Origin of the sequence: Streptomyces spororaveus, from assembly GCF_016755875.1 — a bacterium.
Lineage (GTDB): Bacteria > Actinomycetota > Actinomycetes > Streptomycetales > Streptomycetaceae > Streptomyces > Streptomyces spororaveus.
This window is the reverse complement of record NZ_BNED01000005.1, coordinates 6,921,704-6,947,030: the sequence shown is the minus strand read 5'-3', so window position 1 is coordinate 6,947,030 and position 25,327 is coordinate 6,921,704. Positions and strand designations below refer to the sequence as shown.

Below are 25,327 nucleotides of genomic sequence, written 5' to 3'. Positions count from 1 at the left end.
ACGAGACCGGGGCCGCGCGCGGCCCGGGGTGGCGCCGCTGCCACTCCCGATGGATACGCAACCATCGGTTGCGTATCCACCGGGAGTGGGCTAGCTTGATATGCAACCGAAGGTTGCGAAAGATGGAGGCGGCCATGGAGTACGGGAGCATCGAGCGCGAACTGCACGTCGACGCGTCGCCCGAGGTGGTGTTCGAGGTGCTCAGCAGCCCCGAGCACATCCGGGAGTGGTGGAGCGCCGACACCGCGTTCGAGCCGGCCGCGGGCGCGACGGGCAGTCTCACGTGGACGGACCAGGACAACGGCGGGCACCAGTCCGCGCCGTTCACGGTCGTGGAGGCCGACCCGCCCCGGATGTTCTCGTTCCGCTGGACCTACGACGAGACGGAGACGGAGACGGCGGGTCCGGGCAACTCGCTGCTGGTGACCTTCGAGCTGGTCCCCACCGGCGAGGGCACCACCGTCCGCTTCCGCGAGAGCGGCTACCGCGAGCGGGGCTGGGAGGCCGCCGTGCTCGAAGCCCACTACGACGACCACCGGCAGGGCTGGGACTTCTACCTGCCGCGCCTGGTCGCGACCGCCGAACGGCTGGCGGCCGCGCGATGAGCACCGCCGTCGACGACGACCTCTGGTCCGCGATAGGCGACCCGACCCGCCGCCGCATGATCGACCTCCTGCTGGCCGACGGCCAGGGGACGGCGACGACCCTCAGCGCGCACCTGCCGGTGACCCGGCAGGCCGTGACCAAGCACCTGGCCGTGCTCGACCGGGTCGGACTGGTCCGGTCCGCGCCGGCGGGGCGGGAGAAGCGCTACCGGGTGGACGAGGCGCAGCTGGCCCGTGCCGTGGCGCAGCTGAACTCCGTCGGCGAGATGTGGGACGCGCGCCTGCGGCGCGTCAAGAGCCTTGCCGAAGCGATCCAGCGGGCCAAGGACGCACAGAAGCAGCATGGGGAACGACGGGGAACCGACACGGAGGAATGAGGAGAGCGAGATGGTGGACATCCTGCACCGGGTAGGCATCACCGCACCCCCGGAGAAGGTCTATGAAGCGCTCACCACGGTCGAGGGCCTGGCCGCGTGGTGGACGACCGACACGAGCGGGAACGGCGAGGACGTCCTGCAGTTCCGGTTCGGCGACCTCGGCGGCTTCGACATGAAGGTGCTCGACCTGCGCCCCGACACCCGGGTGCTGTGGGAGGTCGTGGACGGTCCGGCCGAGTGGATCGGTACCACGGTGAGCTTCGAGCTGACCCAGGAGGGCGCGTGGACGGTCCTCATGTTCGCGCACGCGGGCTGGCGCGAGCCGGTCGAGTTCATGAACCACTGCAGCACCAAGTGGGCGATCTTCCTGATGAGCCTGAAGTCCCTGGTGGAGACGGGCTCCGGTGCGCCGCACCCGCGCGACGTGCAGATCAGCAACTGGCACTGACCCCGACCCGCCCCGCCCGGCCGCGTCCGCGGCCGGGCGGCGTCGGACTCAGGCGTACTTCCCGGCGAACCAGGACGCCGCCGCCTGGGTGTGCAGGGGGAAGGCCAGCACCGACGGGGTGCGCAGGACGTGCCAGCCCGTGGTCTCGTCCGTCGGCTTCGAGGCGGGGAGTTCTGCCGCCGGGCGGGGCGGGAGGAGGCCGAAGAGGAGGAGGTGGCCCGCCGGGGAGCTGAGGGCGTCGGCCAGGACGACCTCGGAGGCCGGGGCCGCGATGCCGGTCTCCTCGTAGAGCTCGCGGACCACCGCGTCGCGCCAGTCCTCGCCGAAGTCGATGAAGCCGCCGGGGAGGGCGACGCCACCGAGGGCCGGTTCGATGGTGCGGGTGATCACCACGAGGCCGGTGCCGTCCGCGTCCTCGACGGGCAGGAGGGTGACGGCCACCGGGAGCGGGTTGCGGTAGGCGGTCGCCCCGCAGGCCGCGCAGGTGCGGGGCCACTCGGAGGTGGCGTACGGGGCTCCGCAGGTGGAGCAGTGCGAGTCCTTCAGGTGTGCCGGCATCCGGCGATGGTATGCCAAGGGTTGTGTGGATGAGGGCCGTTGCGGGACGTATGCCGCGGCCCCTGCCCCGTCCCGGTCCCCGCCCCCCGTTCCGGCCCCTGTCCCTGTCGCAGCCGTCCGGCCGTGAGTACCGTGCCCGCATGACTTTCACCTCGTACGAGGAATTCTGGCCGTACTACGTCGCGATGCACTCGCGCGCCGCCACCCGCTGGATCCACCTCACCGGCACCCTCACCGGTCTGGCCGTGACCGCCTACGGGCTGGCGCGCGGCCGCAGGCGATACCTCGCGGCCCTGCCGCTGATCGGGTACGGGACCGCCTGGCCCGCGCACTTCCTGATCGAGGGGAACAATCCGGCCACCTTCGGGCATCCGGCGTGGTCGCTGCGCGGGGACGCGCAGATGATCCGGATGATGCTGGCCGGGCGCGACGCGGAGTTGGGCGAGATCGCGCAGAAGTGGCTTGCCGAGAACCCGTGTCAGGGCACTCCCCCCGTGGCAGACTCCTGACGATCCGTCAGATCACTGACCAGGGACCAGGGAGGGGCATCGTGGCACGCACACGCACACCCGTCGTGAGTGGGTGGTTCACCGAGGACGCGCCGGACAGCGGCGGGTTCCGGCTGCTCGGCACCCGGTGCTCGGCCTGTACCGCGGTGTTCTTCCCGCGCGAGGACGCGTACTGCCGCAATCCGCACTGCCCCGGCGGCGGCGAGCTCGCCGAGGTGCCGCTGTCGCCGCGCGGCCGGGTCTGGTCCTACACCGACGGGCGCTACCGGCCTCCCGCGCCGTACGTGTCCGACCCGGCCGTGCCCTGGGAGCCGTACACGCTGGTCGCGGTGGAGCTGGAGGCCGAGCGGATGGTGGTGCTGGGGCAGGCCGCACCCGGGGTGGGGGTCGCCGATCTCGCCGTCGGGATGGAGGTCGAGGTGGTCGGGGGCGTACTGAACGAGGACGCGGGGACCGGCGGGACCGGCGGGACCGCCGAAGCCGCCGGGACCGTCCGGACCACCTGGCACTTCCGGCCGGTGGGAGGCGCCGAATGAGCGCCGACATCGCCGTCCTCGGGGCCGGTATGCACCCCTGGGGCAAGTGGGGCCGCAGTTTCGTCGAGTACGGGCGGGCCGCCGCGCGGGCCGCGCTGGCCGACGCCGGACTGGACTGGACACAGGTGCAGTCGGTCGTCGGCGCCGACACCGTACGCTCCGGATATCCGGGCTACGTGGCGGGCGCCACCTTCGCCCGGGCCCTCGGCTGGCAGGGCGCGCGGGTCACCAGTGTGTACGCCGCCTGCGCGTCCGGCGCCCAGGCCGTCGGAGCCGCCCGCGCGCAGATCCTGGCCGGCCTGGCCGACGTGGTGCTCGTGGTCGGCGCGGACGCCGCACCCAAGGGGTTCTTCGCACCGGCGGGCGGCGACCGGCCCGACGATCCGGACTGGCTGCGGTTCCGCGTGCTCGGCGCCACCAACCCCGCCTACTTCGCGCTCTACGCCCGCCGCCGGATGGCCCTCCACGGGGACACCCTGGAGGACTTCGCCCAGGTCAAGGTGAAGAACGCGGCGGCCGGGCTGCTCAACCCGCACGCCCGCTACCGCAAGAAGGTCACCGCGGAGGAGGTCGCGGACTCGGCGGTGGTCGCCGATCCGCTCCGGCTGCTCGACATCTGCGCCACCTCCGACGGAGGCGCGGCCCTGGTACTCACCAGCATGGAGTTCGCCCGTGCGCGCGGCGTGGCCGATCCGGTGCGGATCCGGGCCGTCTCGACGGTGACACCCACCTATCCGCGGACGGTGCTGGACCTGCCGGACATCGCCACCGACTCGGCGGTGGCGGTCGCGCCGGCAGCCGGGTCCTTCAGGTCCTCGATCGCTCGCGCCGCCTACGAGGAGGCGGGGCTCGGCCCGGAGGATCTCTCGCTCGCCGAGGTGTACGACCTGTCCACGGCCCTGGAGCTGGAGTGGTACGAGGACATCGGGCTGTGCGGGGAGGGTGAGGGGGCGAAGCTCGTACGGGAGGGGGCGACGGCTCTGGGCGGCCGGATCCCGGTCAACACCAGTGGCGGGCTGGCCTCCTTCGGGGAGGCGGTGCCGGCGCAGGCGATCGCGCAGGTGTGCGAGTTGACCTGGCAGTTGCGCGGTACGGCCGGCGCGCGCCAGGTGCCCGGCGCGCGGGCCGGGATCACCGCGAACCAGGGGCTGTTCGGGCACGGGTCGGCCGTCGTCGCCGTGCGCTGAACCGCCGGTGTCGTCCGAACGCTTGACGGCCCCCGGCGGCAGGTTCACACTCGCTCCACAGTCCCGCTCCGCGACCGGGTCCCGAATCCCCCCGTGAGAGCTGCGGCCCGTACCCCAGTCGGCGGGGGTACGGGCCGCCTCCATGTCGGGGGGCACGCGGATGTCAGGCGCCCGCGGACAGGCTCCGGCGCCGCTCGCGCGCCAGGGACATCGCGTGTTCCACGACCCCCACCAGCACGTCCTTCACGGATTCCCGGTCCCGTGCGTCGCACAGCAGCACCGGTACCCCGGGGTCGAGGTCCAGCGCCGTCCGTACGGTCACCACGGGGTGCCGGTCGGCTCCGTCGAAGCAGTTGACGGCGACGACGAACGGGATCGCGCGCCGCTCGAAGTAGTCGATGGCGGCGAAGCAGTCGGCCAGGCGGCGGGTGTCCGCGAGGACGACGGCGCCCAGCGAACCCTGCGCCAGCTCGTCCCACAGGAACCAGAAACGGTCCTGTCCCGGCGTGCCGAACAGGTACAGCACCAGGTCCTCGCGGAGCGTGATGCGCCCGAAGTCCATGGCGACGGTGGTGGTGCTCTTGCCCTCCACTCCCCCGGTGTCGTCGACACCGACGCCCGGCTCGGAGAGCCGTTCCTCGGTGCGCAGGGGTCTGATTTCGCTCACCGCGCTGACCAGGGTGGTCTTGCCCACCCCGAAGCCGCCCGCGACCAGGATCTTCAAGGTCAGCGGCTCGACCGGCGACACCGCGTGCATGGCACCGGTGCGGCTAAAGCGCCCGAAGGCCATCGATCACCTCACGCAGAATGGATTCATCGGGCAGTTCTGCCGGTGGTACCGGCCTGGTCACGTGGACCAGTTCCTCGTCGACCAGGTCGCCGATCAGGACACGGACGACCCCGACCGCGAGGTCGAGATCGGCCGCGAGTTCGGCGACCGACTGTGGTCGGCCCCGGCACAGCCCGAGGATGTGGGCGTGTTCCGGGGAGAGGGTCATGTCCCAGACCGGATCGTCGGCCGCCGGTTCGGCGACGACGAGCGCGATCAGGTCGAGTCGGTGCTGGCCCGCGTGGCTGGTCCGGCCGCGGGTCATGGCGTACGGGCGGACGACGGGCCCCGCGTCGTCGTCGAACCAGTGCGCGTGGTCGGGGTCGGAGTGGGACGGGTCGTCGGCGGTGAGGCCGACGGTCGCGTCGGCGGGGTGGTCCTGGCCTGAATCGCTCATGCCTTACGACTCACCCTCCGGCTGGCAGCCCGGTGCGCGGGGCGGTCGCCAGGTGGTCGCCGACGCGCTTGACCATCAGCGTCATCTCGTACGCCACCTGCCCGACGTCGGAGTCGGCGTCGGCCAGGACGGCCAGGCAGCTGCCGTCGCCCGCGGCCATGACGAAGAGGAAGGCCTCGTCGAGCTCGACCACGGTCTGGCGGACCCGGCCGGAGTCGAAGTGCCGGCCGACGCCCTTGGCCAGGCTGTGGAAGCCGGAGGCGACCGCCGCCAGGTGCTCGCTGTCCTCGCGGGTCAGGTCCTTGGAGCTGCCGGTGGGCAGGCCGTCGCCGGAGAGGACCACCGCCTTGCGGATGGAGCCGACCCGGTCGACGAGCTCGTCCAGGAGCCAGTTGAGCGGGCCGGAGCCGCGGCCCCTGGTGTCGTTGCCGGTCTGCGGTGCGGTCATCGACCGTCCCCTTCGTTCTCGTTCGCGGGACCGTCGGCGGCGGACGTGCCCGCCTCGGTCTCGGAGCTCTGCTGTGCGTGCTGGTTGCGGCCCGCCGTCCAGCCACGCTGGAGTGCGGACATGCGCGTACGTACGTCATCCGCGTCGCGGTCGGCCACCTGGTCAACGGCGGGGGCGGCGGACGGGGACTTCTTGAGCTGGGGCGCCAGGCTCGCCTGGCGGACCCGGCGGGGCAGCCCGCCGATGCCGGGGCCGGGTGCGGCGGCCCCCGCATCGGGTCCGGTGTCGGGTCCGGCCGCTGAGGCCGGGGCGGGCTGCGGGACCACGGACACCGGACGGGGCTCCACCCGGCGGCCGTGCTCGGCGACCAGAGTCGGGGTCGGGCGGCGCCGCGGCAGCGGCACGGCGCCCTGGGAGCGGGGGCCGTCCTGACGCGGGGCCTCCACGCGCTGGGTGTCCAGCCGGACCGGGCCGGTGGGCGCGAGCGACTCGCGGTCGCGGTCGCCCTTGCGGGGGCCGCCGCGCTCCGCGTGCCGGTCGGTGTGCGGCCGGTCCGCCGGGCGCAGGCCCAGGAGGGCGCTGCGCGGGATGCCGTTCGGCGGGGTCTCGTCGTCGAGCGTGGCCATGACCGGGCGGCCGGCGGCGCCGGTGCGGCTCGTGATCGCCGTGGGGGCGTCGCCGAGGACCGCGGCGTCGTCGAGGCCGTCGAGCCGGTCCAGGCCGTCCAGGCCGACGGCCGGAAGCGGGGCCTCCAGCTCGACCGGTCCGCGCAGTTCGGCGGCGGGCAGCTGGCGGCCGGACGTCGCGCGCTGCATGGCGGCGGGCGTGGGCCGCTCGGACCCGGCACGGCCGAGGTGGCCGGCCTTGTCGGACCGCAGGGGCTTGGCGGCGGCGCGGGCGCCGTCGAACCGCGTGCCCGCGCCGTTGGTCTCGGGCGCGTCGGTGAGCAGGGCCGCGGGCAGGAAGAGCACCGCGGTGGTGCCCCCGTACGGGCTGGGCTGGAGGACGACCTTGACGCTGTGGCGCTGTGCGAGGCGGCTGACGACGAACAGGCCGAGGCGGTCGGTGTCGGAGAGCTCGAACTCGGGGGTCTCGGCGAGCCGGAGGTTCGCGTCGAGCAGCGCTTCGGGGGTCATGCCGAGGCCGCGGTCGTGGATCTCCAGGGTGAAGCCGTTGGCGACGCGCTCGCCGTGCACCTGGACCGCGGTGTGCGGCGGTGAGAACACGGTGGCGTTCTCGAGGAGTTCGGCGATGAGATGGGTGACGTCGGCGACTGCCGGGCCGACGATGCCCAGGCGGGTGAGCCGGCGCACCTCGATGCGCTCGTAGTCCTCGACCTCGGCGACGGCGGCGCGTACGACGTCCATCAGCTGGACGGGCTTGCGCCACTGGCGGGAGGGCGCGGCGCCGGAGAGGATCACGAGGCCCTCGGCGTGGCGGCGCATGCGGGTGGTCATGTGGTCGAGGCGGAAGAGGTCGGCCAGCTCCTCGGTGTCCTCGGTACGGCGTTCCATGGTGTCGAGGAGGGTCAGCTGGCGGTGCAGCAGCACCTGGTTGCGGCGGGCCAGGTTGACGAACACCTCGGAGACTCCGCGGCGCAGGTCGGCCTGCTTGACGGCGGCCTCGACGGCGGCGCGCTGGAGGGTGTTGAGGGCCTGGCCGACCTGGCCGACCTCGTCCTTCTCGTATTCGAGGTGGGGTGCCTCGGTCTCGACGTCCACGGGCTCGCCCGCGGCGAGGCGGCGCATCACGCTGGGCAGCCGGACGCCGGAGGCCTCGTGGGCCTCCTTGCGCAGCCGGGACAGGTCGCGGACGAGGTCGCGGCCGATGCGTACGGACAGGACCAGGGAGAAGACCAGGGCGAGGAAGCCGAGGATGCCGGCGGCGGCGGCCTGGACCATGACGTCCGTGGCGACGGGCTCGATGCGCTCCTGGTAGCGGTTGCCGGCCTCGGTGTCCATGGTCGCCAGGTCTTCGAGGACCTTGGTGGAGGCCTCGTCCCACTGGGCGGCGGTGACGCTGCGCGGCTTGTTGACGGCGCCGCCGGCTATGAAGCGCTCCTCGGCGTCGCGCAGGGGCTTGGTCGCGGGGTCCTTCCAGTACTGCTCGAAGAGCTCCCGGTCCTCGGCGGGGAGCGTCACGAGGTTGAACTCGTAGAGCAGGGCGCGGTTGGCGGCGAAGTCGGAGACGTGGCGGACGTCGGGAGCGGCGACGTTGCGCGCGGCGAGGGCGGAGGCGATGACGGCGTCCTCGCGGGAGAGCAGTTCGCGGGCGCGGCTGATGCCGACGAGGGCGCGGCCCTCCTTGTCGACCTCCACGTTGTCCAGGCCGTGGAGGTTCATGAGGAAGTCGTAGCAGGGGTCGACCAGCCGGTTGTAGAGATCGAGGGCCTGCGTGGGGTCCAGGGCGTTCTGGTCGACGGAACGGCGCATGGTGCCGAGGCCCTGGAAGGCGGCGACGATCGAGCGCAGGCGCTGGGCGCTCTGCGGGCTCAGCTCGTCGATGACCTTGGCGTCGCGGGCGCTGACGCTGATCTGCTCGATGGCCAGGTCGGTCTCGGCGCGGCGCTTGGTGAGTTCGGCCGTGGCGGCGGCGGCCCGGGGGTCGCCGAGGACGACCAGGGTCTGGCGCCGTTCCTTCTGGATGACCCGGACGACGTCCTCGACGGGGTAGCCGACCTTGTCGATGACGTAGGCCACGTCGAAGAGTTGGATCGCCTCACGGCCGGTGATGACCGTGGCGAAGCCCCAGAGTGCGGTCAGGGAGACGAGCGGCACAAGGAGCAACGCCACGATCTTCCGGCGGATGGACTTCCCGCGAAAGCGCATGGCCTCCCCAGCCTCCCCCAGGTCAACCCCGTTACCGGGGGTCGGTGTTCCGTCATTTAAACGGCGTGAGCCTACTACTGCTGGGGGGCAGCTTCGAAGGCGTGTCCGGACGTTTTCGGCCTGCCCCCGGGAGGAAGATCACCAGTTGTCCGACACTTCCGGTCAAGTGCGGCCCGATATGTGGCAGATGACACTTGGTGGGGCGTCAGTTCCCGCAACCCGATGGATGGCTGGAATTGTTCGTTCCGCGATCATTCCGGCCCGTGAGGGTATCCGCGATTCGGGAATCTCTCGGCGCCTTCGTACGTCTGACTGTTCGAGGGGATGTGCCGCGACGGACGTGAGGGGCGGACGTGGCGGGCAGACGAGTCACGTGGCAAGTAGCCATGGCGAGCAGGCATGACGGACCGCGCGGTGGGGAGTGAGCGGACCATGAGCAGTGACGAGGGCGGCGGTGTGAGTGCGGGCCCGGGTGCCGGTGCGGCCGGGCGGGGACTGTGGGTCGAGGAGCCGGCCCGGCGGCGCCGGATGCCGGATTCGGTACGGACCTCCGCGGTGCGGGCGGTGCTGATCGTGGCCGTGACCCTGACGCAGGCGACGATCACGTTCTTCCTGACCCTGACCGGGTCGTGGCTGGCCCTCCCGATGGGGCTCGGCGCGATAGCCGGGACGATCGTGGCCACCTGGGGCGTGCTGGACGTGTGGATCACCCGGCAGACCTGGAACCAGCGGTACGGGGTCCTGTCGGAGCCGAGCAGCACGGCGCGCGGCCGCCGCCGGGAGGCCCGGCGGGCCTCCCGGACGGCCCGGGAGGCCTCCGCGGGCCGAATACCCCGCGAGGACGGCCCTCTGGCGGCCTCCGGACGCTATCCCGCGCGCTGACGCCCACGCGGCGGGAGGTCGCGCGCGGGGAGCCCCCGAGCGGGGATCCGGCGCGCCGGGAACCCGCGCGCGGGCGCCTGCGGCCGGGGTACCCGCGTGCGGCCGACCGCGCCCGACCGACCGCGCCCGGCTGACCGCGCGTCAGGAGACTCCGCTGCGCCGGAACATCCGGGTGGCCGTGATCTCGCCGTGGATGGCCTCCGCCTCGGCGGACTGCTGCGGCAGACCCGGGCGCAGGTGTTCCTCGACGCTGATGTACTTCAGGCCCGCCCGCAGGTCCGCGTCGTTCCGCAGGCGGATCACCAGCGGGAACTCGGCCAGGGCCGTGGTGTCGAACAGGCCGGTCGTGTAGAGCAGTTGGACGCCGAGGGCGTCGGAGACGGCCCGCTGGAGCTCCAGCAGGTACGTGGCGTTGGCGCGGCCGATCGGGTTGTCGAGGAACAGCGTGCCCGCGTGCCGGTGCTTGTCGCGGCCGCGGTCGTTGCTGCGCAGCGCCGCCATCGTGCAGTACAGCGCGATCGCGGCGGTCAGCAGCTGCCCGCCGGAGAACACGTCGCCCATCTGCCCCACCGGCACCCGCTCGGCGCGCAGCACCGCGTCCGGCTTGAGGATCTCCACCGAGATCCCCTTGGGCTCCAGGGCCGCCTGCACACCCCTCAGCAGCAGCGACATGCCGTCACGACGGCCCTCGCCGAAGGAGGCGGTGCTGTTCTTCTTCACGGCCGCGCGGGTCGCCTCGTCGATGACCTCGCCGAGGCGCTCGGTGAGGGTGGCCTGGTCCGGCTCCTCGAAGCGGATCCGCAGGAACTCCTGGCCCGACCACTCGCCGAGGCCCTCCGGGAGCTGCGAGAGCCGCTGCGCGGAGCGGAGCGTGGCCAGGGCCGATTCGACGAGGCCGCGCAGGCGGTCGACGATGCTGTCGCGGTTGCGCTCCAGCTGGGCCAGTTCGTCGGTGAGGACGCGCAGCCGGGGCGCGAAGGCCGCGGCCCAGGCCGCCGCGTGCTCGGGCAGGGCGGAGGCCGGCAGTTCCCGGATCTGCTGGCGCGCGGGGGTGCGTACCTGCTCGTAGCGGGTGGCGTTGGCGTGCCGGACCAGGATGTCGCTCGCCTCACGCACCGAGGACTCGGCGGCCGAGAGGTCGGCCGAGCAGCCGCGCAGGGAGCGGCGGGCCTCGGTGGCGGACTGGCGGGCCTCCTCCAGGGTGCCCGCGTGGGGCACCGGCTCCTGCTCGTCGTCCTGGTGGGTGTGGTCGCGCAGCAGGTCCCGCAGCATCGCCGCGGTCTCGTCGAAGCCGCCGGCGCCGTCCTCGGCGGTGCGGTGGGCGCGCAGCAGGTCGGCGTGGGCGGCCCGGGCGCTCTCCACCGCCGCGGTGTGGGCGGCGAGCTGGGCGGTGGCCGTGCGCAGCAGGGCCTGGGCCTGTTCGACGTCCTCGGGGACGAGCTCCTCGGGGAGTTCGGTGTGCGCCTCCCCCTCGGTGGGGGCGTGCCGTTCGGCCTCGCCGCGCAGTCGGCCGAGCTGCTCGCTGGCGGTGGACGCCCGGGTCTCCAGCATCTGTACGAGGGACTCGGCGCGGGCGGCCGCCGCCTGCCGGGACGGGCCGTCGGCCCCGTCGGTGCCTTCGAGGAGCTGGGCGGCCCGGGTACGGACCTTGTTGGTGAGGCGGTCGAGTTCGGCGAGGGCGGCGCTCTCGTCGCTCTCGGCGCGGGCCTGTTCGGCACGCAGGTCGGCGCCGACGCCCACCTTCTCGTAGAGCTGGGAGGCCGCGCGGTAGGCCTCGCGCAGGTCGGGCAGCGGTGCCCGGGGGCCGTCGCCTTCGCCGTCGGGCAGCTGGTCGGGGGCACCGGCGATCTCGGCGCGTTCGGCGCGCAGGGCGCGGGCGGTGCGGCGGGCGTCGTCGGCGGCGCGCTGGGCGGCGCGGCGGTCCTCGTCGGCGGCGCGGGCCCGGTCCAGGCAGACCTCGGCGCGGGCCTCGGACTCGGCGGCGTCGTCGGCGAGTTCACGCAGGCGGGCCTGCCAGCCGGCGCGCTCGCGCAGCCGGAAGGCGAGCCCGGCGAGGGCGTCGGCGGCACGGCGGGCGCGCTGGGCGGTGTCCTGGCGCTCCTCGCGGACCCGGGCCGCGTCGGCGGCGGCCTCGTCGGCCTCGGCGCGTACGGTACGGGCCTCCGCGAGCTCGGCGTCGGCCTCCTCGGCGAACATCCGGGCGGCGGCGGCCGCCTCCGCGAGTTCGGTGAGGCGGCCGGGCGGGCAGCCGGTGCGCCAGGAACCGAGGCGGGCGGCGAGCTCGCGGTCACCGCCGAGGCGGGCGGCGAGGTCGCGGATCTCGGTGTCGCGGGCGGCCGCCCGGGCACGCAGGGCCTGGCGCTCCTCGTCGGCGGCGTGCTCGTCGTGCATGGCCGGGTTCGGCGGTACGAGGAACACCCCGGAGTCGGCTCCGTCGCCGGCCGGCGGCAGCGGGGCCAGCAGGGCGGCGGCCGTGCCGACGGCGACGGTGGAGCGGGGCAGCAGGGCGGCGCCGGCGAGGACCTCGCGGGCCCGGCCGTGGGTGTCGGGGTCGGTGATGACGACGCCGTCGACGAGTTCGGGGCGGGCGGCGAGCACGGCGGCGTGGTCGGCGGGGTCCACGGACTGGGCGAGGTAGCGCCAGCCGGGGAGGGCGGGGATGCCGTGCTCACCGAGGTACTCCACGGTGGCCAGGACGTCCGGGCCCGGGGGCAGCAGGCCGCCGTCGCCGAGGGCGCCGAGGATCCGGGCGTCGTCGGCGGCCGCGGTGCGCAGCTCGAAGAGCTGGCGCTCGGCCGCGGCGACCCCGTCCGTGAGCAGGGTGCGGAGGTCGTCGGCGTTGCGGTCGAGGTCGGCGACGGTCAGACCCTCGCCCCCGGCGGTCCCGGTGTGGCCCGGGGCCGTGGTGCCGGCGGCTCCCGGGCGCCCGACCGCGCCGGAGGCCGTGGCTCCGACGGCGGCGTCGGCCTGCGCACCCGCGCGCGGGTGCGGGAGGAAGGCGTCGGGGACCGACGGCAGCCCCAGCAGATCCGCCAGGCGCGGGGCGGTGGCGAGGGAGGCCGCCGCCCGGTGCTCCGCGTCGTGCGCGGCCTCGGCCGCGTCGGCGGCGTCCGCCGCGCGGGCGGCGGTGAGCTCGGCGCGGGACTCCGCGGCAGCGGCCTCGCGGGCGGCTTCGGCAGCGGCCCGGGCGGCTTCCCGGGACTCGTCCCAGGCGGCCACGGCGGTCTTCTCGGCATCGGTGGCGGCGAGGGCGGCGCGGGCCGGGTCGGCGTCGGGGGCGGTGTCGTCGAGCCAGCCGGCGCGTACGGCCTCGGCGGTCTCCTGCTGGACCTCGGCGAGGCGCGAGCGCAGGTGCTCGGCCTCGCTGCGGGCCCGCTGGGCGGCCGTGGCGGCGGCGGTGGCGTCGCGGTGGGCGGCCTCGCCGGTGTCCTGGAGGGCGGCGGAACGCTCCTCCTCCTCGTTGGCGAGCCGTTCGCCGTGCTCGGCGGCGGTGTGCAGGGCCCGGACGAGCTCGCCGGCGGCCGTGGCGCGGGCGGCCAGCGCCGGGGCGGCGTCCCGCTCGGCCTCCAGGATCGCGGCGGCGACGCGGGCGGAGCGGTCGGCGGCGGCCCGGTGGCGCAGCACGTTCTCGGCGGCCTGCCAGGCGGAGTGGAGCGTGCGGGCTTCGAGGAGTTCGCGGCGCTGGGCCGCGGCGGCCTTGTCGGCGACGGTCAGGGCCAGCGAGGCGTGCCGGTAGGCGAGTTCGGCGGAGACGGCCGCGCTGCGGGTGCGCGCGGATTCCGCGGCGGTGACCTGGTGGGCCGCGCCGGTGACCTGCTGGGCGAGGTCGGCGGCCCGGCCGCGCTCCTCGGCGGCGCGGGCGGAGAGCCGCCGGGCGAGGGTGCGCGTGCGGCGTTCCGCGCCCGCGTGGACGTCGCGCAGCCGGGAGCGGGCTCCGGCGGCCTCGACGATGCGGGTGAGCAGGTCCACCGAACCGGCGGTGAAGTCCCGTTCGGCCATGAGCTCGGCGCGGCGGCCGAGCTTGTTGCCGAAGCCGTGGACGAGGTCGGCGAGTCCGTCCGTGTCGCGGGTGTCGGTGACGGCGCGCAGCAGGAGGTCGGTGAAGTCGGAGTCCTTCTTGACCGCGAAGAGGCCGGCGGCCTCGCCCTCGTCGGCGTTCATCTCACGCTGGTAGCGGAAGAGTTCGGGGTCGAGGCCGAGTTCGGTGAGGTGCTCGTTCCAGCGGTCGTGGATCTCCTCGAAGTACACCTCCAGGTGCGGGTACGCCTTGCCCGCCTCGGTGAGGGAGTCACGGAAGCCCTTCATCGTGCGGCGGCGGCCCTGGGCCCCGGAGGCGCCTTCGACGGGCGGGCGCACGGAGGTGGCCTCGGCGACGGGCAGGCTGTCGAGGCTCAGGCCCGGCCCGGGCCGGAAGGAGTACCAGGCCTCGGCGAACTTGCGCGGGTCGTTGGAGACCTGGCGGCCGCGCCACTCGCTGACCTTGCCGACGACCACGCACTCGCCGGTCTGGGTGTGCTGCCACTCCAGGGCGACGTGCCCGCAGTCGTCGGCGAGCAGGAACTTGCGCAGGACGCCGGAGCTGGCGCCGCCGAGGGTGTTGCGGTGGCCCGGGAGCATCACCGAGAAGATCAGCTTGAGGAGGACGGACTTGCCGCCGCCGTTCTCCAGGAAGAGCACGCCGGCGGGCGCGGGGCGGCGCGGCGGCCCGGTGGGCTCGTCCTCGAAGAACTCCGCCTGGGCCGGCGCCGGGTGGGGCACCGGCTCGCCGACTCCGCGCAGGTCGAGCACGGTGTCGGCGTAGCGCGCACCGGCGGGCCCGATGGAGTAGAGACGGATCCGGGACAGCTCGTACATGGCGGCGGACTCTCGTGGTGTCTGGGTGAGGGAGGTACGGGGGCGGGGGCTCAGGCGTGGAACGGGAGCCCGGCGTCGGCGGCCAGGTCCAGGTCGTCGCCCTCGGGCGGCGGCAGCAGGGTGGCGGAGCCGTCGCTGACGGGGACCACGCCGAGTTCCAGGAGCTCGGCCATCGCCGCGCTGCCCGCCATGTCACGGACCTGGAGCTGGTAGCGGGGGGTGGTGCGGTAGGTGCCGCCGGCCTCGTCGCCGGTGCGCTGGAGGAAACCGGAGTCGGTGAGGAAGGCGGCGGCCTTGCCGACGATGCCGGTGGTGGAGCCGGCGAGGCGGCGGGCGTCCTTGGTGGCGCCGGTCGCGCTGCGGCGGGCGTAGACGCGCCAGGCGGCCTCCAGGCCGGGGGCGTCGGAGGCCGGGTCGGTGTTCTCGCCGAGCTCCTCGGCGCGCTCCTCCAGGCGGCGGCAGGTCTGCCGGACGAATGCGTCGACGCCGTTGACGGTGATGCGGCCGATGTAGCCGTCGTCGGCGAGGTCCTCGGGGCGGGGGAAGGCCAGGGCGGCGACGGCGAGGTGGGCGAGGCCGTGCAGGAAGCGGTCGGCGGAGTCGGCGGCGGTGCGGCGGGCGTAGTCGCCCATCCGGACGGCGAAGACGGAGTCCTCGTCGGCGGCCACCGCCATGCCGGCGCGCGGGGACACCTCCAGGACGACGAGGCCGAGGCCGGTGGCGACGGCGTCGGCGAGCCGGCCGAAGGCGGGGTTCTCGCGGTAGCGGCGGAGCAGCTCCGCGTACTCGGCGTCCCGGGCGGGAAGCAGCTTGGGCTGGAGCCCGAAGGCGACGAGCCGGGCCGCGTCGGCGGCGTCGGCGGGGGTCACCGGCGCGGCGGCCTGGACCGGCGCGGCCGGGGCCGTCTGCACGGGCTCGCTCCACGCGGGGTGCTCGGCGTGGTGGTCGCTCACGGGTGGATCTCCTCGGCGGTGCGGGTGGTTCGGGCGGTACGGCTGCTGCCGGCGGGGCCGGTGTGCGGACCAGGCGGCTCCGGCCGATTCAGCCCCGTCGGCGTTTGAGGCACGGGGTCTGGGGCAGCGCCCCAGGAAACCCGGCTCCGCCGGGCACCGGGCTCCGCCCGGACCCGCGCCTCAAACGCCGGCGGGGCTGAATCCGGAGCCGGCGGAACTGGATCGGTGGTCACGACGCCTCCGCGCGGTCGGCGGCCATGCCTGCGGCGTCCAGGAGGGCGGTGCCGACGATGAGGTCGGCGCCGCCGAATTCGTGGTCGTCGAGCTGCGTGCCGTCGTCCACCGCGAAGAGCAGCCGCTCCTCCCCCTGCCGGTAGGCCGTGCCGACGGCCGGGCTCGCCGCGTGCACGGCCAGCAGGGCCACCAGGTAGGGCAGTTCCGGGTCGCTGCGGCGGGCCTCCGCGAGGAGCCCGGACAGCCGGCGCGGGGCATCGTGCGGGAGGTCCAGCAGCTCCATCGCGGCGGCGAGCTGCTCCTCGCTGAAGCGGCTGTCGTCCGGGGTGGCGATGAGGTCCGGCTCGGGCATCTCCGCGCCGAGGTGCTCGCGCTCCACCGGCGGGGTGAGCAGGATCTCGACCAGGTCGGCCACGCGCACCGAGACGGGCGTGCGCAGCCCCGCGCCGGAGGCGAAGAAGGCGGCGGTCACCCGGCTCGCCTGTTCCAGGGGGAGCGGCAGGAGCGGGGCGACGAGCTGGCCGTACAGGTCGATGCCGGACCGGGGCGCCGGGGCCGCGAAGGCCTGGCGGTCCTGCTCGGCGCGGAACAGCGGGCCGGCGTCCAGCAGCCGGGACTGGAGCTGGGTGTGGCGGCGGATGCAGTCCTTGACGATGTCGACGAGTTCGGCGGCGCGCCGCTTGTTCTCCGGCTCCTCCGCCTCGTCGCGCGCCTTGCGGATGTTGGTCAGGATCGCGTTCTCGTGGCGGTAGCGGTCGGCGACGTGGTCCAGGGCCTCGGCGATCATGTCGGGCACGGCCTGGAGCCAGTCGACCGCCCGGACGTTGCGGCGCGTCGCGTCCAGGGTGCGGCGCAGGGTCTCGGCGTACTGGACGGTCCGGTAGCGGGCCTGTTCGGCGGCGAGCTGGGCGTCGGCCAGCCGCCCGCGGCTGATCAGCACCTCCAGCTTGACCTCGGCGGCGATCTGGGCGCTGGTGACGTCGGTGTCGAGGGCGCCGACCAGGACGTTGACGGCCTCGTCGGTGGTGCGCAGGTAGACCACGCCGCCGTGGCCGGGGACCTCTTCGATGAGCTTGAAGTCGTAGTCCCGGCGCACGTAGACGCCGTCGGGGCCGAAGGTGCCGTAGATCGCGCGGAAACCGCGGTCCACGCTGCCGACGTTGATCAGGTTCTCCAGCACCCAGCGGGCCACCCGCTCGTGCTCGGCCGCCGGGCGGGCCGGGGCCTGGGCCGCGACGCGCGGCAGCAGCCTGGCCACTATCTGCTCGTGGTCGGCGCCCGTGTCGAAGTCCATGTTGAGCGTGACCAGGTCGATCGCGGCCAGCGCGACCTCCGCCATCGCGTAGACCCCGTACTCGCCGGCCAGATTGGCCTTGCGTACGTCGAGGTCGTGCAGCGGGGCGGTGCAGGCGAGGGCGCGCAGCCGCCGGGCCAGGCCCTCGTCGGCGGCCGGGCCCGGCGCCGGGGACGGAAGGGTCTTCGCCGGGGCGGGGAGAGTCACGGACAAAGACTAGGTCCTGTTACTGACAACATCCCAAACGGCATGGTTCGGCCGGATCGTCCCCCGGCCCCCTGCTCTACGCTCAGCGCATGGATTCCATGATCGCATCCGCTCCTGTGATCGACCTCAACGCCGATCTCGGCGAGGGCTTCGGGCGCTGGACGCTCACCGACGACGAGGCCCTGCTCTCCGTCGTCACGAGCGCCAATGTGGCCTGCGGCTTCCACGCCGGCGACCCGTCCATCATGCGCCGGGTCTGCGAGCTGGCCGCGGAGCGGGGCGTGCGGATCGGCGCGCAGGTGTCCTACCGCGATCTGGCCGGCTTCGGGCGGCGCTCCATGGACGTGCCGCCCGGTGAGCTCGCCGACGAGGTGGCGTACCAGATCGGGGCGCTGGAGGTGTTCGCGCGGGCGGCCGGTTCCCGGGTGTCCTACGTGAAACCGCACGGCGCGCTCTACAACCGCACCGTGCACGACGCCGGCCAGGCCGCCGCCGTGGTGGCGGGCGTCCGGCTGGCGGCCGGGTCCGGTGCCACGGGGGGCCTGCCGGTGCTGGGGCTGCCCGGGGCCCTGCTGCTCGCCGCCGCCCGGGAGGCCGGGCTGGCCCCCGTACCGGAGGCCTTCGCCGACCGCGCCTACACACCGGCCGGGACGCTGGTCCCCCGGGGCGAGCCGGACGCCGTGCTGCACGACCCGGACGCGGTCGTGGCGCGGGCCGTCCGGATGGCGGCCGAGGGGGCGGTGACGGCGGCCGACGGGTCGCCGGTCTCCGTGGCCGCGCGCTCGCTGTGCCTGCACGGGGACACGCCGGGGGCGGCCGGGCTCGCCCGCCGGGTCCGGGAGGCGCTGGGCGCGGCCGGGGTCCGGGTGGAGGCCTTCGCGTGAGGACCCTCGTGGTGGGCGGTGCGGCGCTGCTGGTCGAACTGGACTCGGCGGACGAGGTCGCCGCGCTCCACGCCGAGCTGCTGCGCCGCCGGGACGCGGGCGAGCTGGGGCCCGTACGGGACCTCGTGCCGGCCGCGCGGACCGTACTGCTGGACGGCGTACAGGACCCGGCCGCCCTGGCCGCCCGGATCGCGCGGTGGCGGGTGCCGCCGCTCGCCGCGACGCAGGGGCCGCAGGTCACCGTCCCGGTGCGGTACGACGGCCCGGACCTGGTGGAGGTGGCCCGGGTGTGGGGGGTGGCCCCGCGGGAGGTCCCGGGGATCGTCGCCGCCACCGAGTTCCGGGTGGCCTTCTGCGGTTTCGCGCCGGGATTCGGCTATCTGACGGGGCTGCCGGAGCGGTTCCACGTCCCCCGCCGCGCGACGCCCCGTACGGCCGTCCCCGCGGGCTCGCTGGCGCTGGCCGGGGAGTACGCGGGGGTGTACCCGCGCTCCTCCCCCGGCGGCTGGCAGCTGATCGGCTCCACGGACGCGGTCCTGTGGGACCCGCGGCGGGAACCGGCGGCGCTGTTCGCGCCCGGGGTCCGGGTGCGGTTCACGGCGGAGGAGGGCGGCGGCCGTGGCTGAGGGGCTGCTGGTAGTGCGGCCGGGGGCGCTGACGACGGTCCAGGACCGGGGCCGGCCGGGATACGCGCATCTGGGGGTCCCGCGCTCGGGGGCCCTGGACACCGCGGCGTACGCGCTGGCCAACCGGCTGGTCGGCAACGCGGCGGACGCGGCGGCGCTGGAGACGACCCTGGACGGGGTCGGGCTGCGGGCCCTGGCTGCGACCACCGTGGCGGTCACGGGCGCGCCCTGTCCGGTACGGGTCTCCGGTCGCCCGGTGGCCTGGGGAGCGCCGGTCCGGCTCCCGGCCGGGGCGGAGCTGGAGGTGGGCCGGGCGGAGTCGGGAGTGCGCGGCTACGTCGCGGTGCGGGGAGGCCTGGCCGTCCCGGCGGTCCTGGGCAGTCGCTCCACGGACCTGCTGTCCGGGCTGGGGCCGCCGGTCCTGTCCGCCGGGATGCTGCTGCCGGTGGGCACGGCCGGCCCGGATCCGGCCCCCGGGGCGGATGCCTGCGGCCTGCCCGGGCCCCCTTCGGAGCTGCTGCTCCCGCTGCGGCCGGGGCCGCGGTCGGACTGGTTCACGGAGGCTTCGCTGGCCGGGCTGTGGCGGGCGGCGTTCCGGGTGTCGGCCAGGTCGAACCGGATCGGGCTGCGGACGGAGGCGGGCCCCGCGCTGGTCCGCGCCCGGGCGGGCGAGCTGCCGAGCGAGGGCATGGTGCTGGGCGCGGTCCAGGTGCCGCCGGACGGGCTGCCGGTGGTGTTCCTGGCCGATCACCCGGTGACGGGCGGCTACCCGGTGGTGGGCGTGGTCCCGCCGGGCCCGGCCCTGGACGCGGCGGCACAGGCCCGGCCGGGGGTGCCGGTCAGGTTCGTGAGGTCCCGGTGAAACGTTCGCGGGGGCTTCGGCCAAGTACGGGGTGAGGGGGCCGACCGGGTCCCCCGCGCAGGGAGGAACCGGGTGCTCAGCCCACGACACGAGACCGGACCACCGGACCTCACCACGCCCGAGGGGTTCGCGGCGTTCTACGAGGAACACATCGACGCTGTGCTCGGCTTCGTCACGCGGCGGGTCGCCGACCCGCACCTGGCGGCCGATCTGACGGCCGACATCTTCCTCGCCGCGATGAGCTCGGCCCGCGGCTACCGGCCCGACAGGGGAGCGCCGGTCGCCTGGGTGTTCGGAATAGCCCGCAACGTCCTGTCGGGCCATGCCCGCGGGCTGGCGCGCGAGAGCGGGGCGCTGGCGCGGCTGAGCGGGCGGCGCCTGCTCGACGACGAGGACGTGGCGGCGCTGGAGGAGCGGATCGACGCCCAGCGCGCGTTCAGGGAGCTCGCGGAGCGCCACGCCGCCCTGTCCGAGCCGCTGCGCGCCGCCCTCGACCTGGTCGTGCTCGACCAGCTCACCCCGGCCGAGGCCGCCCAGGCCCTCGGCGTCACCCAGGCGACGGTCCGCGTCCGCCTGCACCGGGCCCGGCGCGCCCTGGGCGCCCCGGGCTCCATGACCGCACGCCAGATGGAGGCAGCCCGATGAACAGCAGCCCCAGTGGCTTCGAGGAGCGGCTGAAGGCAGCGCTCCTGGCCCGTCTCCCGGAGATCGAGCCCGCGCCCCCCGCCCGGTCCTTCGCCCGGCGGTACGGCATTCCGCTCGCGGTGGGCGTCGCCACGGCCACCGTGGTCGCCGTCATGACCCTCACGGGCAGCACCCGCACCGGCTCCCTGCCGGCCGGCACGCCGAGCCGTTCGGCCTCGGACGCGCCCAGGATCACGAAGGAGCCGGACGGGTCGCTGCGGTTCGATGCGCCCCGGCAGGAGCAGCTCCCGGCCCTGGCCGCCCGGCTGAAGGAACTGGGGGTCCCGACCGTCGTGCCCGAGCTGCTGCCGGAACTCGAGTGCAAGGCGGTCAAGGGCTGGGTCCGCGGCCCGAAGGACGATCCCGCGGCCGGTGTGTCGAGCAGCGATGGCAGACGCACCCTCGAGGTCAACCCGAAGGCGGTCCCCCCGGGACACACACTCGTGTTGACGTGGGCGTACTTCCAGCCGTGGTGGGAGGAGAAGTGGGGACTCGCCTTCGGAGTCCTGCCGAACGAATGGGTCCCGTCCTGCTCGGTCGACTTCCGGGAGGCCTACCTGAAGGAGAAGGAAATGGGGCGCCCCACCCGAACCCCCAGCCCACCGGCCACCCTTTCGCCCTGATCGCGCTGCGCGGCCGCGCGCCGTCACAGCACTCGGCCCGGCCCCCTCTTGTCAGGGGGCCGGGCCGAGTGGCGTCGTGGGGCTGCCGGCGGGTCTACACGGCCGATTCCGGGGCGATGCGGCTGCGGACGGCCGACTGGACGTCCTCCTCCTCCGCCGGATCCGCGGCCAGGCGGCGCAGGCGCGGGGCGACGCGGGCGTCGGCCGTCTCGGCGTGGCGGGCCGCCACCTCGCGGGTGGTCTCCTCGCAGTCCCAGAGGCATTCGACGGCGAAGCCCGCCGCGAAGGAGGGGTCGGTGCTGGCCAGGGCCCGTGCGGCCCGGCCGCGCAGGTGGGACGAGGCGGTCTCGCGGTAGACGTGGCGCAGCACGGGGGCCGCGCAGCCGATGGCGAGCCGTCCGGCCCCGTCCACCAGGGCGAACAGGCGCCGGGTGTCCGGGCCCGCGCCGCGCACGGTGGAGCGCAGGGCGCCGAGCACCAGGCCCGCGTCCTCGGCTCCGCCGCGGGCGGCCAGGGTGGCCGCGGCGGCCTCGCCCAGCGCGTCGGGGCGGTGGACCCAGCGTCGGGCCCGTTCGACGGCCTCGGGGCCGCACATGCGCTCGAAGGCGGCCACGGCGGGCTCGTCGGCAGCGGCTTCGATGAGGTCCAGCACGGCCGGGTTGTCCGGCTCGGCGAGGACCAGGTGGTGCAGGGCGGTGGCCCGGGCGGCCTCGCCGTCCGCGCCGGCGGCGGCCGCGAGGATGGCGGAGCGGTCCTCGGGCTGGGCCACGGCGGCCAGGCAGCGGGCCGCGGGGACGTGCAGCGGGGTGCCGCGGCGCAGTCCGTCGGCGGCCCAGTCGAAGACGGCCTGGACGCCCCAGCCGGGCCGGGGGCCGCTGGGGGTCATCTGGCGCTGCCAGCGGTCGAAGGAGCCCTGCTGACGGGCGGCGCGCAGGCGCTCTCCGTACTGGGGGATCTCCTCCCACAGGCTCCACGGGCGGGGCTCGTAGGCGTCGCGGACGGCGGCGGCCAGCCGCGCCTCGCCCTCCGCCGTGGCGGGGAAGCGGGCGAGGACGGCCGCGGCCAGGGACCGCAGGCCTTCGTCGTCGTCACGCAGGGCCAGCTCGTCGAGTGCCCAGGCCCAGTTCGCCCCCGAGGCGGCGTAGCGGCGCAGCAGCATGAGCGCGTCGTCGCGGCCGTAGGAGGCCAGGTGGCCCAGGACGGACAGGGCGAGGCCCGTGCGGTGGTCCTCTTCGTCGACGAGGTCGTCGGCGCTGAAGAGGTGAGCCTCGATCTCGCCCAGGGGACCGGCGAGGTCCAGGTACAGCCGGGCGTAGTACAGGGAGCGGTTCTCGACCTGCCAGTCCTGGCGCGGATCGCGGAGCACGCACTGGTTGAGGGCCTCCAGGGCCTCCGCCCTGGGCGCCGCGAGTGCGTGCAGCGTGCCGTCGCCACGGCCCCGCTGGAGGAGCCCGAGCAGGGTACCGCTCGGCGCTATGACTGGTTCGAACATGGGAATGGCCTCAAATCAAGCTGGGGACGCAACCGGGAATCGGGATTCACAGGGCCGCGTAACAGCATGTGAGGACGTCCGCCGTCTTGTTCCGCTCGATGTAGACCATTGCCTTCTCACTCTCGTCGGTGCTTCGTGATCATGGAGGCCGGGCCGGCCTCGCACACCCTTCGTGTTCTCGCTCGCCCGCTTCTGCCCGTCCCCCGTGCTCGCGAATCGAATCCGACGCCATGATGACCCAGCCGGTTTGTGCACCGCGACCACATTTATGGCCGCCGTGACCAACCTGTGAGCTGGGGAAGCGTCCGGGCCCGGCCAGATCCCAGGCAAAACCGGACTACTCGGCTCCGAAAAGTTCCAGCAGGTCGGCCTTGGCGAACATGCGCGCCGTGTCCACGGCGGAGGGGGTTCCGGCCTTCGGGTCGGCCCCGCCGGCGAGCAGCGCGCGGATGACGGCCTCCTCGCCCTTGAAGACCGCGCCGGCGAGCGGGGTCTGGCCGCGGTCGTTGGCGCGGTCCGCCTCGGCGCCGCGGGCCAGCAGGGCCGACACGGTGTCTGCGTGGCCGTGGTAGGCGGCGAGCATGACGAGGGTGTCGCCGCGGTCGTTGGTGAGGTTCGCCGGGACCCCGGCGTCCAGGTAGGCGGTGAGCGCCTCGGTCTCGCCCTGGCGGGCGAGGTCGAAGATCTTGGTGGCCAGCTCGATGACGTCCTCGTCGGGGACGTCCTGGGAACCGGAGCCCTCCGCTGCGTGCTCGCTCATGGTTCGTACCGCCTTTCACTCGTTGCTGACATGGTCCGCCCCGCCCGTCACGACGCCGAAGACCCGGCCGGGGGCCGGGCGGGCAGGGGGGTGCACGGCGCTGCGTCCGTACGGGTGAATCGCCAGAGTAGCGCCCTGGCCTGCACATGTCCGGGCCGGGCCGAGGCAATGATCACCCTCGACCCGCCGCGCGCCGGGCGCGCCAGCCGGACTGAGCCGGTCAAGTGAAAAACCCGCGGATTCACCCGTATGCACCTTTTGTCGCATTGATACTTCCTGTGAGCCTGGAACAACTGATGGTGACTGTCCCCACCAACCAGGAGAAACCTCATGGTCCTGTCCATCTCAGGCGTGGTCCTGCTCGGCATCATCTGCTTCCTCTTCTTCAAGAAGGACGGGATGAAGCTGACGCACGCGTTCGTCTGCTCGCTCTTCGGCTTCTTCCTCGCCGGCTCCGCCATCGCCCCGAGCATCACGGCGAGCACGGCGAGCCTCGCGAGCCTGCTCGGCGGGATCAAGCTCTAGGGGACACCCCCTGGCCCGCCCCTCACGCAGCGACACCAGCAGCACCCGGAACACCGCCACACCGACAACTCCAGGAGACGCCCGTGGCCCGGCGCCCACTTCCCCGCATCCTCAGCAGCGGCACCACGTCGCTGGCCCGGGGCCGCGACCTCGCTCGCACGGCCGCCGACAGTGCCACGGACGTCCTCCATCCGCTCCTCGTCATCGGACGCGGCCTGCGCATCCTGGCCGCGTCCGGACGGCGCCGGTGGTCGCAGACCCCCAAGGACAAGCGTGGTCCCGCGCTGTTCCTGGGCGCCGCCTGCGTCCTCGTCGTCGCACTCGTCCCCTACGGCCCCCTCCTCGCCCTGCTCACCCTCATGGCGGCGGCGGCCTGGCACGGACGCGACCGCACCCCGGCGAAGACCGGACCCAGCGATGCCGAGACCGAACGGCTCGGCTCCCTCTACGAAGCCCTCGTGCCGTACTTCTCCATCCCGGAGGACCCAAGTCCGCTCTTCGCCCACGGCGGGGAGTGGGACAAGGCCCTCAGCGGCTACGAGTTCGACGAGGCGGGCCGCATCACCCGGCTCCACATCCGCTACCCGGCCTACTTCACCGACGGCGAGGCCACCTCACGGGCCCGGATCGAGGCACTGCTGCACGCCAAGTCCGGGCGCGGACGGGAGTATCTCTTCGACTGGGACGAGGAGGGCAACCAGCTCGACCTGAGGGTGCTGGCGGCGCTGCCGACGGGCATCGCCGCCCAGCCGTTCGTCACCTCCCCCGGCGAGACCGTGCTCGGATTCACCGACGCCGGCGGCGTGCAGCGCACCCTGCCCGTCCTGGAGGGCGACGAGCCCCGGGACGTACCACCGGTGATCTGGCGCACCGGACCCCGATCCTCCGAACCCCACCTGCTCGCCGTCGGCCAGCCCGGCAGCGGCACCTCCACCCTGCTGCGCAACATCGCTCTGCAGGCCCTGCGGCACGGGGGCGACGTACTGATCGTCGACGGCGGCGGCAGCGGCGAGTACTCCTGCCTCTCCGGCCGCTGCGGCGTCCTCGCCGTGGAATGCGGGCCGACCGGGGCACAGGCCACCCTGGAATGGGCCGCGCAGGAGACCGAACGGCGGCTCATCGCCACCCACCGGGCCCGGGAGGCCGGACGGCCCGCGCCCGAGGACACCCGGCGGCCCCTGTGGATCCTGCTGGACCAGCCGAGCGTGCTGGCCCACCTCGCCGTCGCCGAAGGCGGCCCCGACCTGCTGACCCAGCTGCAGGTACCGCTGCGGCACGGCCGGCCCGCGCACGTCACCGTCGTGGTGGCCGAGCAGTTCGGGCACCTGGAACTGCTGCACGACGCCATCTGGCAGCACACCCGCGCCCGTGTCGTGCTCGGGCCCGCCGCGATCCAGCAGATCGCCGACGTACTGGGACTGCCGCCGCACACCACCCCGACGGCGCAGGTGCCGCCGGGGCGCGGGTACGCCCGGCTCGGCACCGGACCGGTGCACCGGCTGCAGGTGCCCGCCACCCCTGACCCGTACGACGAGGCCACGCACCCGGCGTACCGCCAGGCCGTGCTGGAGCTGCTGCCGGGGCGGCTCGCGCCCGGCGGGGGCGGTCGGCGGGATCAGGGCGCGCCGGGCAAGACGCTCCAGGGGCAGCCGCCGGTGCAGGGCCCGGCTCTGGACGCCCCGGGGATTCCGGAGGTACCGGCCGAGGCTTCGTAGGCGGTTTGCG

Annotated in this window: 24 protein-coding genes; 14 read left to right on the top strand and 10 right to left on the bottom strand. The window is 74.6% G+C overall.

Translation table 11 applies throughout. The features are described 5' to 3' along the window. The first annotated feature begins 134 nt into the window (after window positions 1-134). The 3 genes from Sspor_RS33980 to Sspor_RS33970 are packed head-to-tail and all read left to right on the top strand — an operon-like array spanning window position 135 to window position 1,430. On the top strand, window positions 135-605 hold the full coding sequence (locus tag Sspor_RS33980; protein ID WP_202202511.1) for an SRPBCC domain-containing protein: 471 nt from the start codon (window positions 135-137) through the stop codon (window positions 603-605). Continuing rightward, window positions 602-982 (top strand): ArsR/SmtB family transcription factor, encoded by a 381-nt coding sequence (locus Sspor_RS33975; RefSeq protein ID WP_202202510.1) that lies wholly within the window; start codon window positions 602-604, stop codon window positions 980-982. Before Sspor_RS33980 ends, Sspor_RS33975 begins: the two co-directional genes overlap by 4 nt. A gap of 10 nt (window positions 983-992) precedes the next feature. Continuing rightward, complete coding sequence (locus tag Sspor_RS33970) at window positions 993-1,430, top strand: SRPBCC family protein (RefSeq protein ID WP_202202509.1); 438 nt, start codon at window positions 993-995, stop codon at window positions 1,428-1,430. Window positions 1,431-1,478: 48 nt separating this feature from the next. Here the strand turns inward: Sspor_RS33970 and Sspor_RS33965 are convergent, their stop codons facing one another. Then, the gene (locus Sspor_RS33965; protein ID WP_202202508.1) at window positions 1,479-1,988 is read right to left on the bottom strand and encodes an NUDIX domain-containing protein; all 510 of its coding nucleotides are present in this window, start codon (window positions 1,986-1,988) and stop codon (window positions 1,479-1,481) included. Window positions 1,989-2,128: 140 nt separating this feature from the next. Between Sspor_RS33965 and Sspor_RS33960 the strand changes: the two genes are divergently transcribed. Genes Sspor_RS33960 through Sspor_RS33950 form a run of 3 tightly spaced genes read left to right on the top strand, consistent with a single transcriptional unit; the run spans window position 2,129 to window position 4,220 of the window. Beyond that, on the top strand, window positions 2,129-2,497 hold the full coding sequence (locus Sspor_RS33960) for an Mpo1-like protein (protein ID WP_202202507.1): 369 nt from the start codon (window positions 2,129-2,131) through the stop codon (window positions 2,495-2,497). Between the two features lie 41 nt (window positions 2,498-2,538). Next, window positions 2,539-3,033: a Zn-ribbon domain-containing OB-fold protein gene (locus Sspor_RS33955; protein ID WP_202202506.1), complete on the top strand. Its 495-nt coding sequence runs from the start codon at window positions 2,539-2,541 to the stop codon at window positions 3,031-3,033. Next, window positions 3,030-4,220, top strand: coding sequence for a lipid-transfer protein (locus tag Sspor_RS33950; RefSeq protein ID WP_202202505.1), 1,191 nt, complete (start codon window positions 3,030-3,032; stop codon window positions 4,218-4,220). The genes Sspor_RS33955 and Sspor_RS33950 overlap by 4 nt, the downstream gene beginning before the upstream one ends. Window positions 4,221-4,383: 163 nt before the next feature. On the opposite strand, the gene Sspor_RS33945 is transcribed toward Sspor_RS33950, so the two are convergent. From Sspor_RS33945 to Sspor_RS33930, 4 genes are read right to left on the bottom strand one after another with little or no spacing between them, the layout of a single operon-like run. Further along, a complete protein-coding gene (locus Sspor_RS33945; RefSeq protein WP_030016310.1) occupies window positions 4,384-5,010 on the bottom strand; it encodes a GTP-binding protein in 627 nt (208 codons plus the stop codon). Next, on the bottom strand, window positions 4,991-5,446 hold the full coding sequence (locus tag Sspor_RS33940; protein WP_202202504.1) for a DUF742 domain-containing protein: 456 nt from the start codon (window positions 5,444-5,446) through the stop codon (window positions 4,991-4,993). Before Sspor_RS33940 ends, Sspor_RS33945 begins: the two co-directional genes overlap by 20 nt. 10 nt (window positions 5,447-5,456) lie before the next feature. Then, a complete protein-coding gene (locus tag Sspor_RS33935) occupies window positions 5,457-5,894 on the bottom strand; it encodes a roadblock/LC7 domain-containing protein (RefSeq protein WP_030016314.1) in 438 nt (145 codons plus the stop codon). Beyond that, window positions 5,891-8,722 (bottom strand): sensor histidine kinase, encoded by a 2,832-nt coding sequence (locus Sspor_RS33930; protein WP_202202503.1) that lies wholly within the window; start codon window positions 8,720-8,722, stop codon window positions 5,891-5,893. Before Sspor_RS33930 ends, Sspor_RS33935 begins: the two co-directional genes overlap by 4 nt. 432 nt (window positions 8,723-9,154) lie before the next feature. Between Sspor_RS33930 and Sspor_RS33925 the strand changes: the two genes are divergently transcribed. After that, window positions 9,155-9,604 carry a hypothetical protein gene (locus tag Sspor_RS33925; protein ID WP_237404141.1) on the top strand — a complete coding sequence of 150 codons (450 nt, stop codon included), beginning with the start codon at window positions 9,155-9,157 and terminating at the stop codon, window positions 9,602-9,604. Between the two features lie 141 nt (window positions 9,605-9,745). Here the strand turns inward: Sspor_RS33925 and Sspor_RS33920 are convergent, their stop codons facing one another. The 3 genes from Sspor_RS33920 to Sspor_RS33910 all read right to left on the bottom strand — a co-directional run bounded on the left by Sspor_RS33920 (window position 9,746) and on the right by Sspor_RS33910 (window position 17,146). Next, complete coding sequence (locus Sspor_RS33920) at window positions 9,746-14,458, bottom strand: hypothetical protein (protein ID WP_202202502.1); 4,713 nt, start codon at window positions 14,456-14,458, stop codon at window positions 9,746-9,748. A 50-nt stretch (window positions 14,459-14,508) separates the two neighbouring features. Next, a complete protein-coding gene (locus Sspor_RS33915; protein ID WP_202202501.1) occupies window positions 14,509-15,411 on the bottom strand; it encodes a hypothetical protein in 903 nt (300 codons plus the stop codon). Window positions 15,412-15,640: 229 nt separating this feature from the next. Beyond that, window positions 15,641-17,146: a hypothetical protein gene (locus Sspor_RS33910; protein WP_237404140.1), complete on the bottom strand. Its 1,506-nt coding sequence runs from the start codon at window positions 17,144-17,146 to the stop codon at window positions 15,641-15,643. 89 nt (window positions 17,147-17,235) lie between these two features. Between Sspor_RS33910 and Sspor_RS33905 the strand changes: the two genes are divergently transcribed. The 5 genes from Sspor_RS33905 to Sspor_RS33885 all read left to right on the top strand — a co-directional run bounded on the left by Sspor_RS33905 (window position 17,236) and on the right by Sspor_RS33885 (window position 20,825). Further along, complete coding sequence (locus Sspor_RS33905; RefSeq protein WP_202202499.1) at window positions 17,236-18,030, top strand: LamB/YcsF family protein; 795 nt, start codon at window positions 17,236-17,238, stop codon at window positions 18,028-18,030. Next, the gene (locus Sspor_RS33900) at window positions 18,027-18,656 is read left to right on the top strand and encodes a 5-oxoprolinase subunit B family protein (protein WP_202202498.1); all 630 of its coding nucleotides are present in this window, start codon (window positions 18,027-18,029) and stop codon (window positions 18,654-18,656) included. The genes Sspor_RS33905 and Sspor_RS33900 overlap by 4 nt, the downstream gene beginning before the upstream one ends. Continuing rightward, complete coding sequence (locus tag Sspor_RS33895; RefSeq protein WP_237404139.1) at window positions 18,649-19,518, top strand: 5-oxoprolinase subunit C family protein; 870 nt, start codon at window positions 18,649-18,651, stop codon at window positions 19,516-19,518. Before Sspor_RS33900 ends, Sspor_RS33895 begins: the two co-directional genes overlap by 8 nt. 72 nt (window positions 19,519-19,590) lie before the next feature. After that, window positions 19,591-20,163 (top strand): RNA polymerase sigma factor, encoded by a 573-nt coding sequence (locus Sspor_RS33890; protein ID WP_202202497.1) that lies wholly within the window; start codon window positions 19,591-19,593, stop codon window positions 20,161-20,163. After that, a complete protein-coding gene (locus Sspor_RS33885) occupies window positions 20,160-20,825 on the top strand; it encodes a hypothetical protein (RefSeq protein WP_202202496.1) in 666 nt (221 codons plus the stop codon). The genes Sspor_RS33890 and Sspor_RS33885 overlap by 4 nt, the downstream gene beginning before the upstream one ends. A gap of 94 nt (window positions 20,826-20,919) precedes the next feature. Here Sspor_RS33885 and Sspor_RS33880 read toward each other — a convergent pair whose 3' ends face one another. Then, window positions 20,920-22,317, bottom strand: a complete 1,398-nt coding sequence (locus Sspor_RS33880) for a HEAT repeat domain-containing protein (protein WP_202202495.1) — start codon at window positions 22,315-22,317, stop codon at window positions 20,920-20,922. Window positions 22,318-22,654: 337 nt separating this feature from the next. Continuing rightward, window positions 22,655-23,077, bottom strand: coding sequence for an ankyrin repeat domain-containing protein (locus tag Sspor_RS33875; protein ID WP_202202494.1), 423 nt, complete (start codon window positions 23,075-23,077; stop codon window positions 22,655-22,657). Window positions 23,078-23,407: 330 nt separating this feature from the next. Here Sspor_RS33875 and Sspor_RS33870 point away from each other — a divergent pair, with 330 nt between their 5' ends. Both Sspor_RS33870 and Sspor_RS33865 read left to right on the top strand, forming a co-directional pair. Then, window positions 23,408-23,602, top strand: a complete 195-nt coding sequence (locus Sspor_RS33870; protein ID WP_030031218.1) for a hypothetical protein — start codon at window positions 23,408-23,410, stop codon at window positions 23,600-23,602. Window positions 23,603-23,685: 83 nt separating this feature from the next. Beyond that, window positions 23,686-25,317, top strand: a complete 1,632-nt coding sequence (locus Sspor_RS33865) for an ATP-binding protein (protein ID WP_202202493.1) — start codon at window positions 23,686-23,688, stop codon at window positions 25,315-25,317. The last annotated feature ends 10 nt before the right edge of the window (window positions 25,318-25,327 follow it).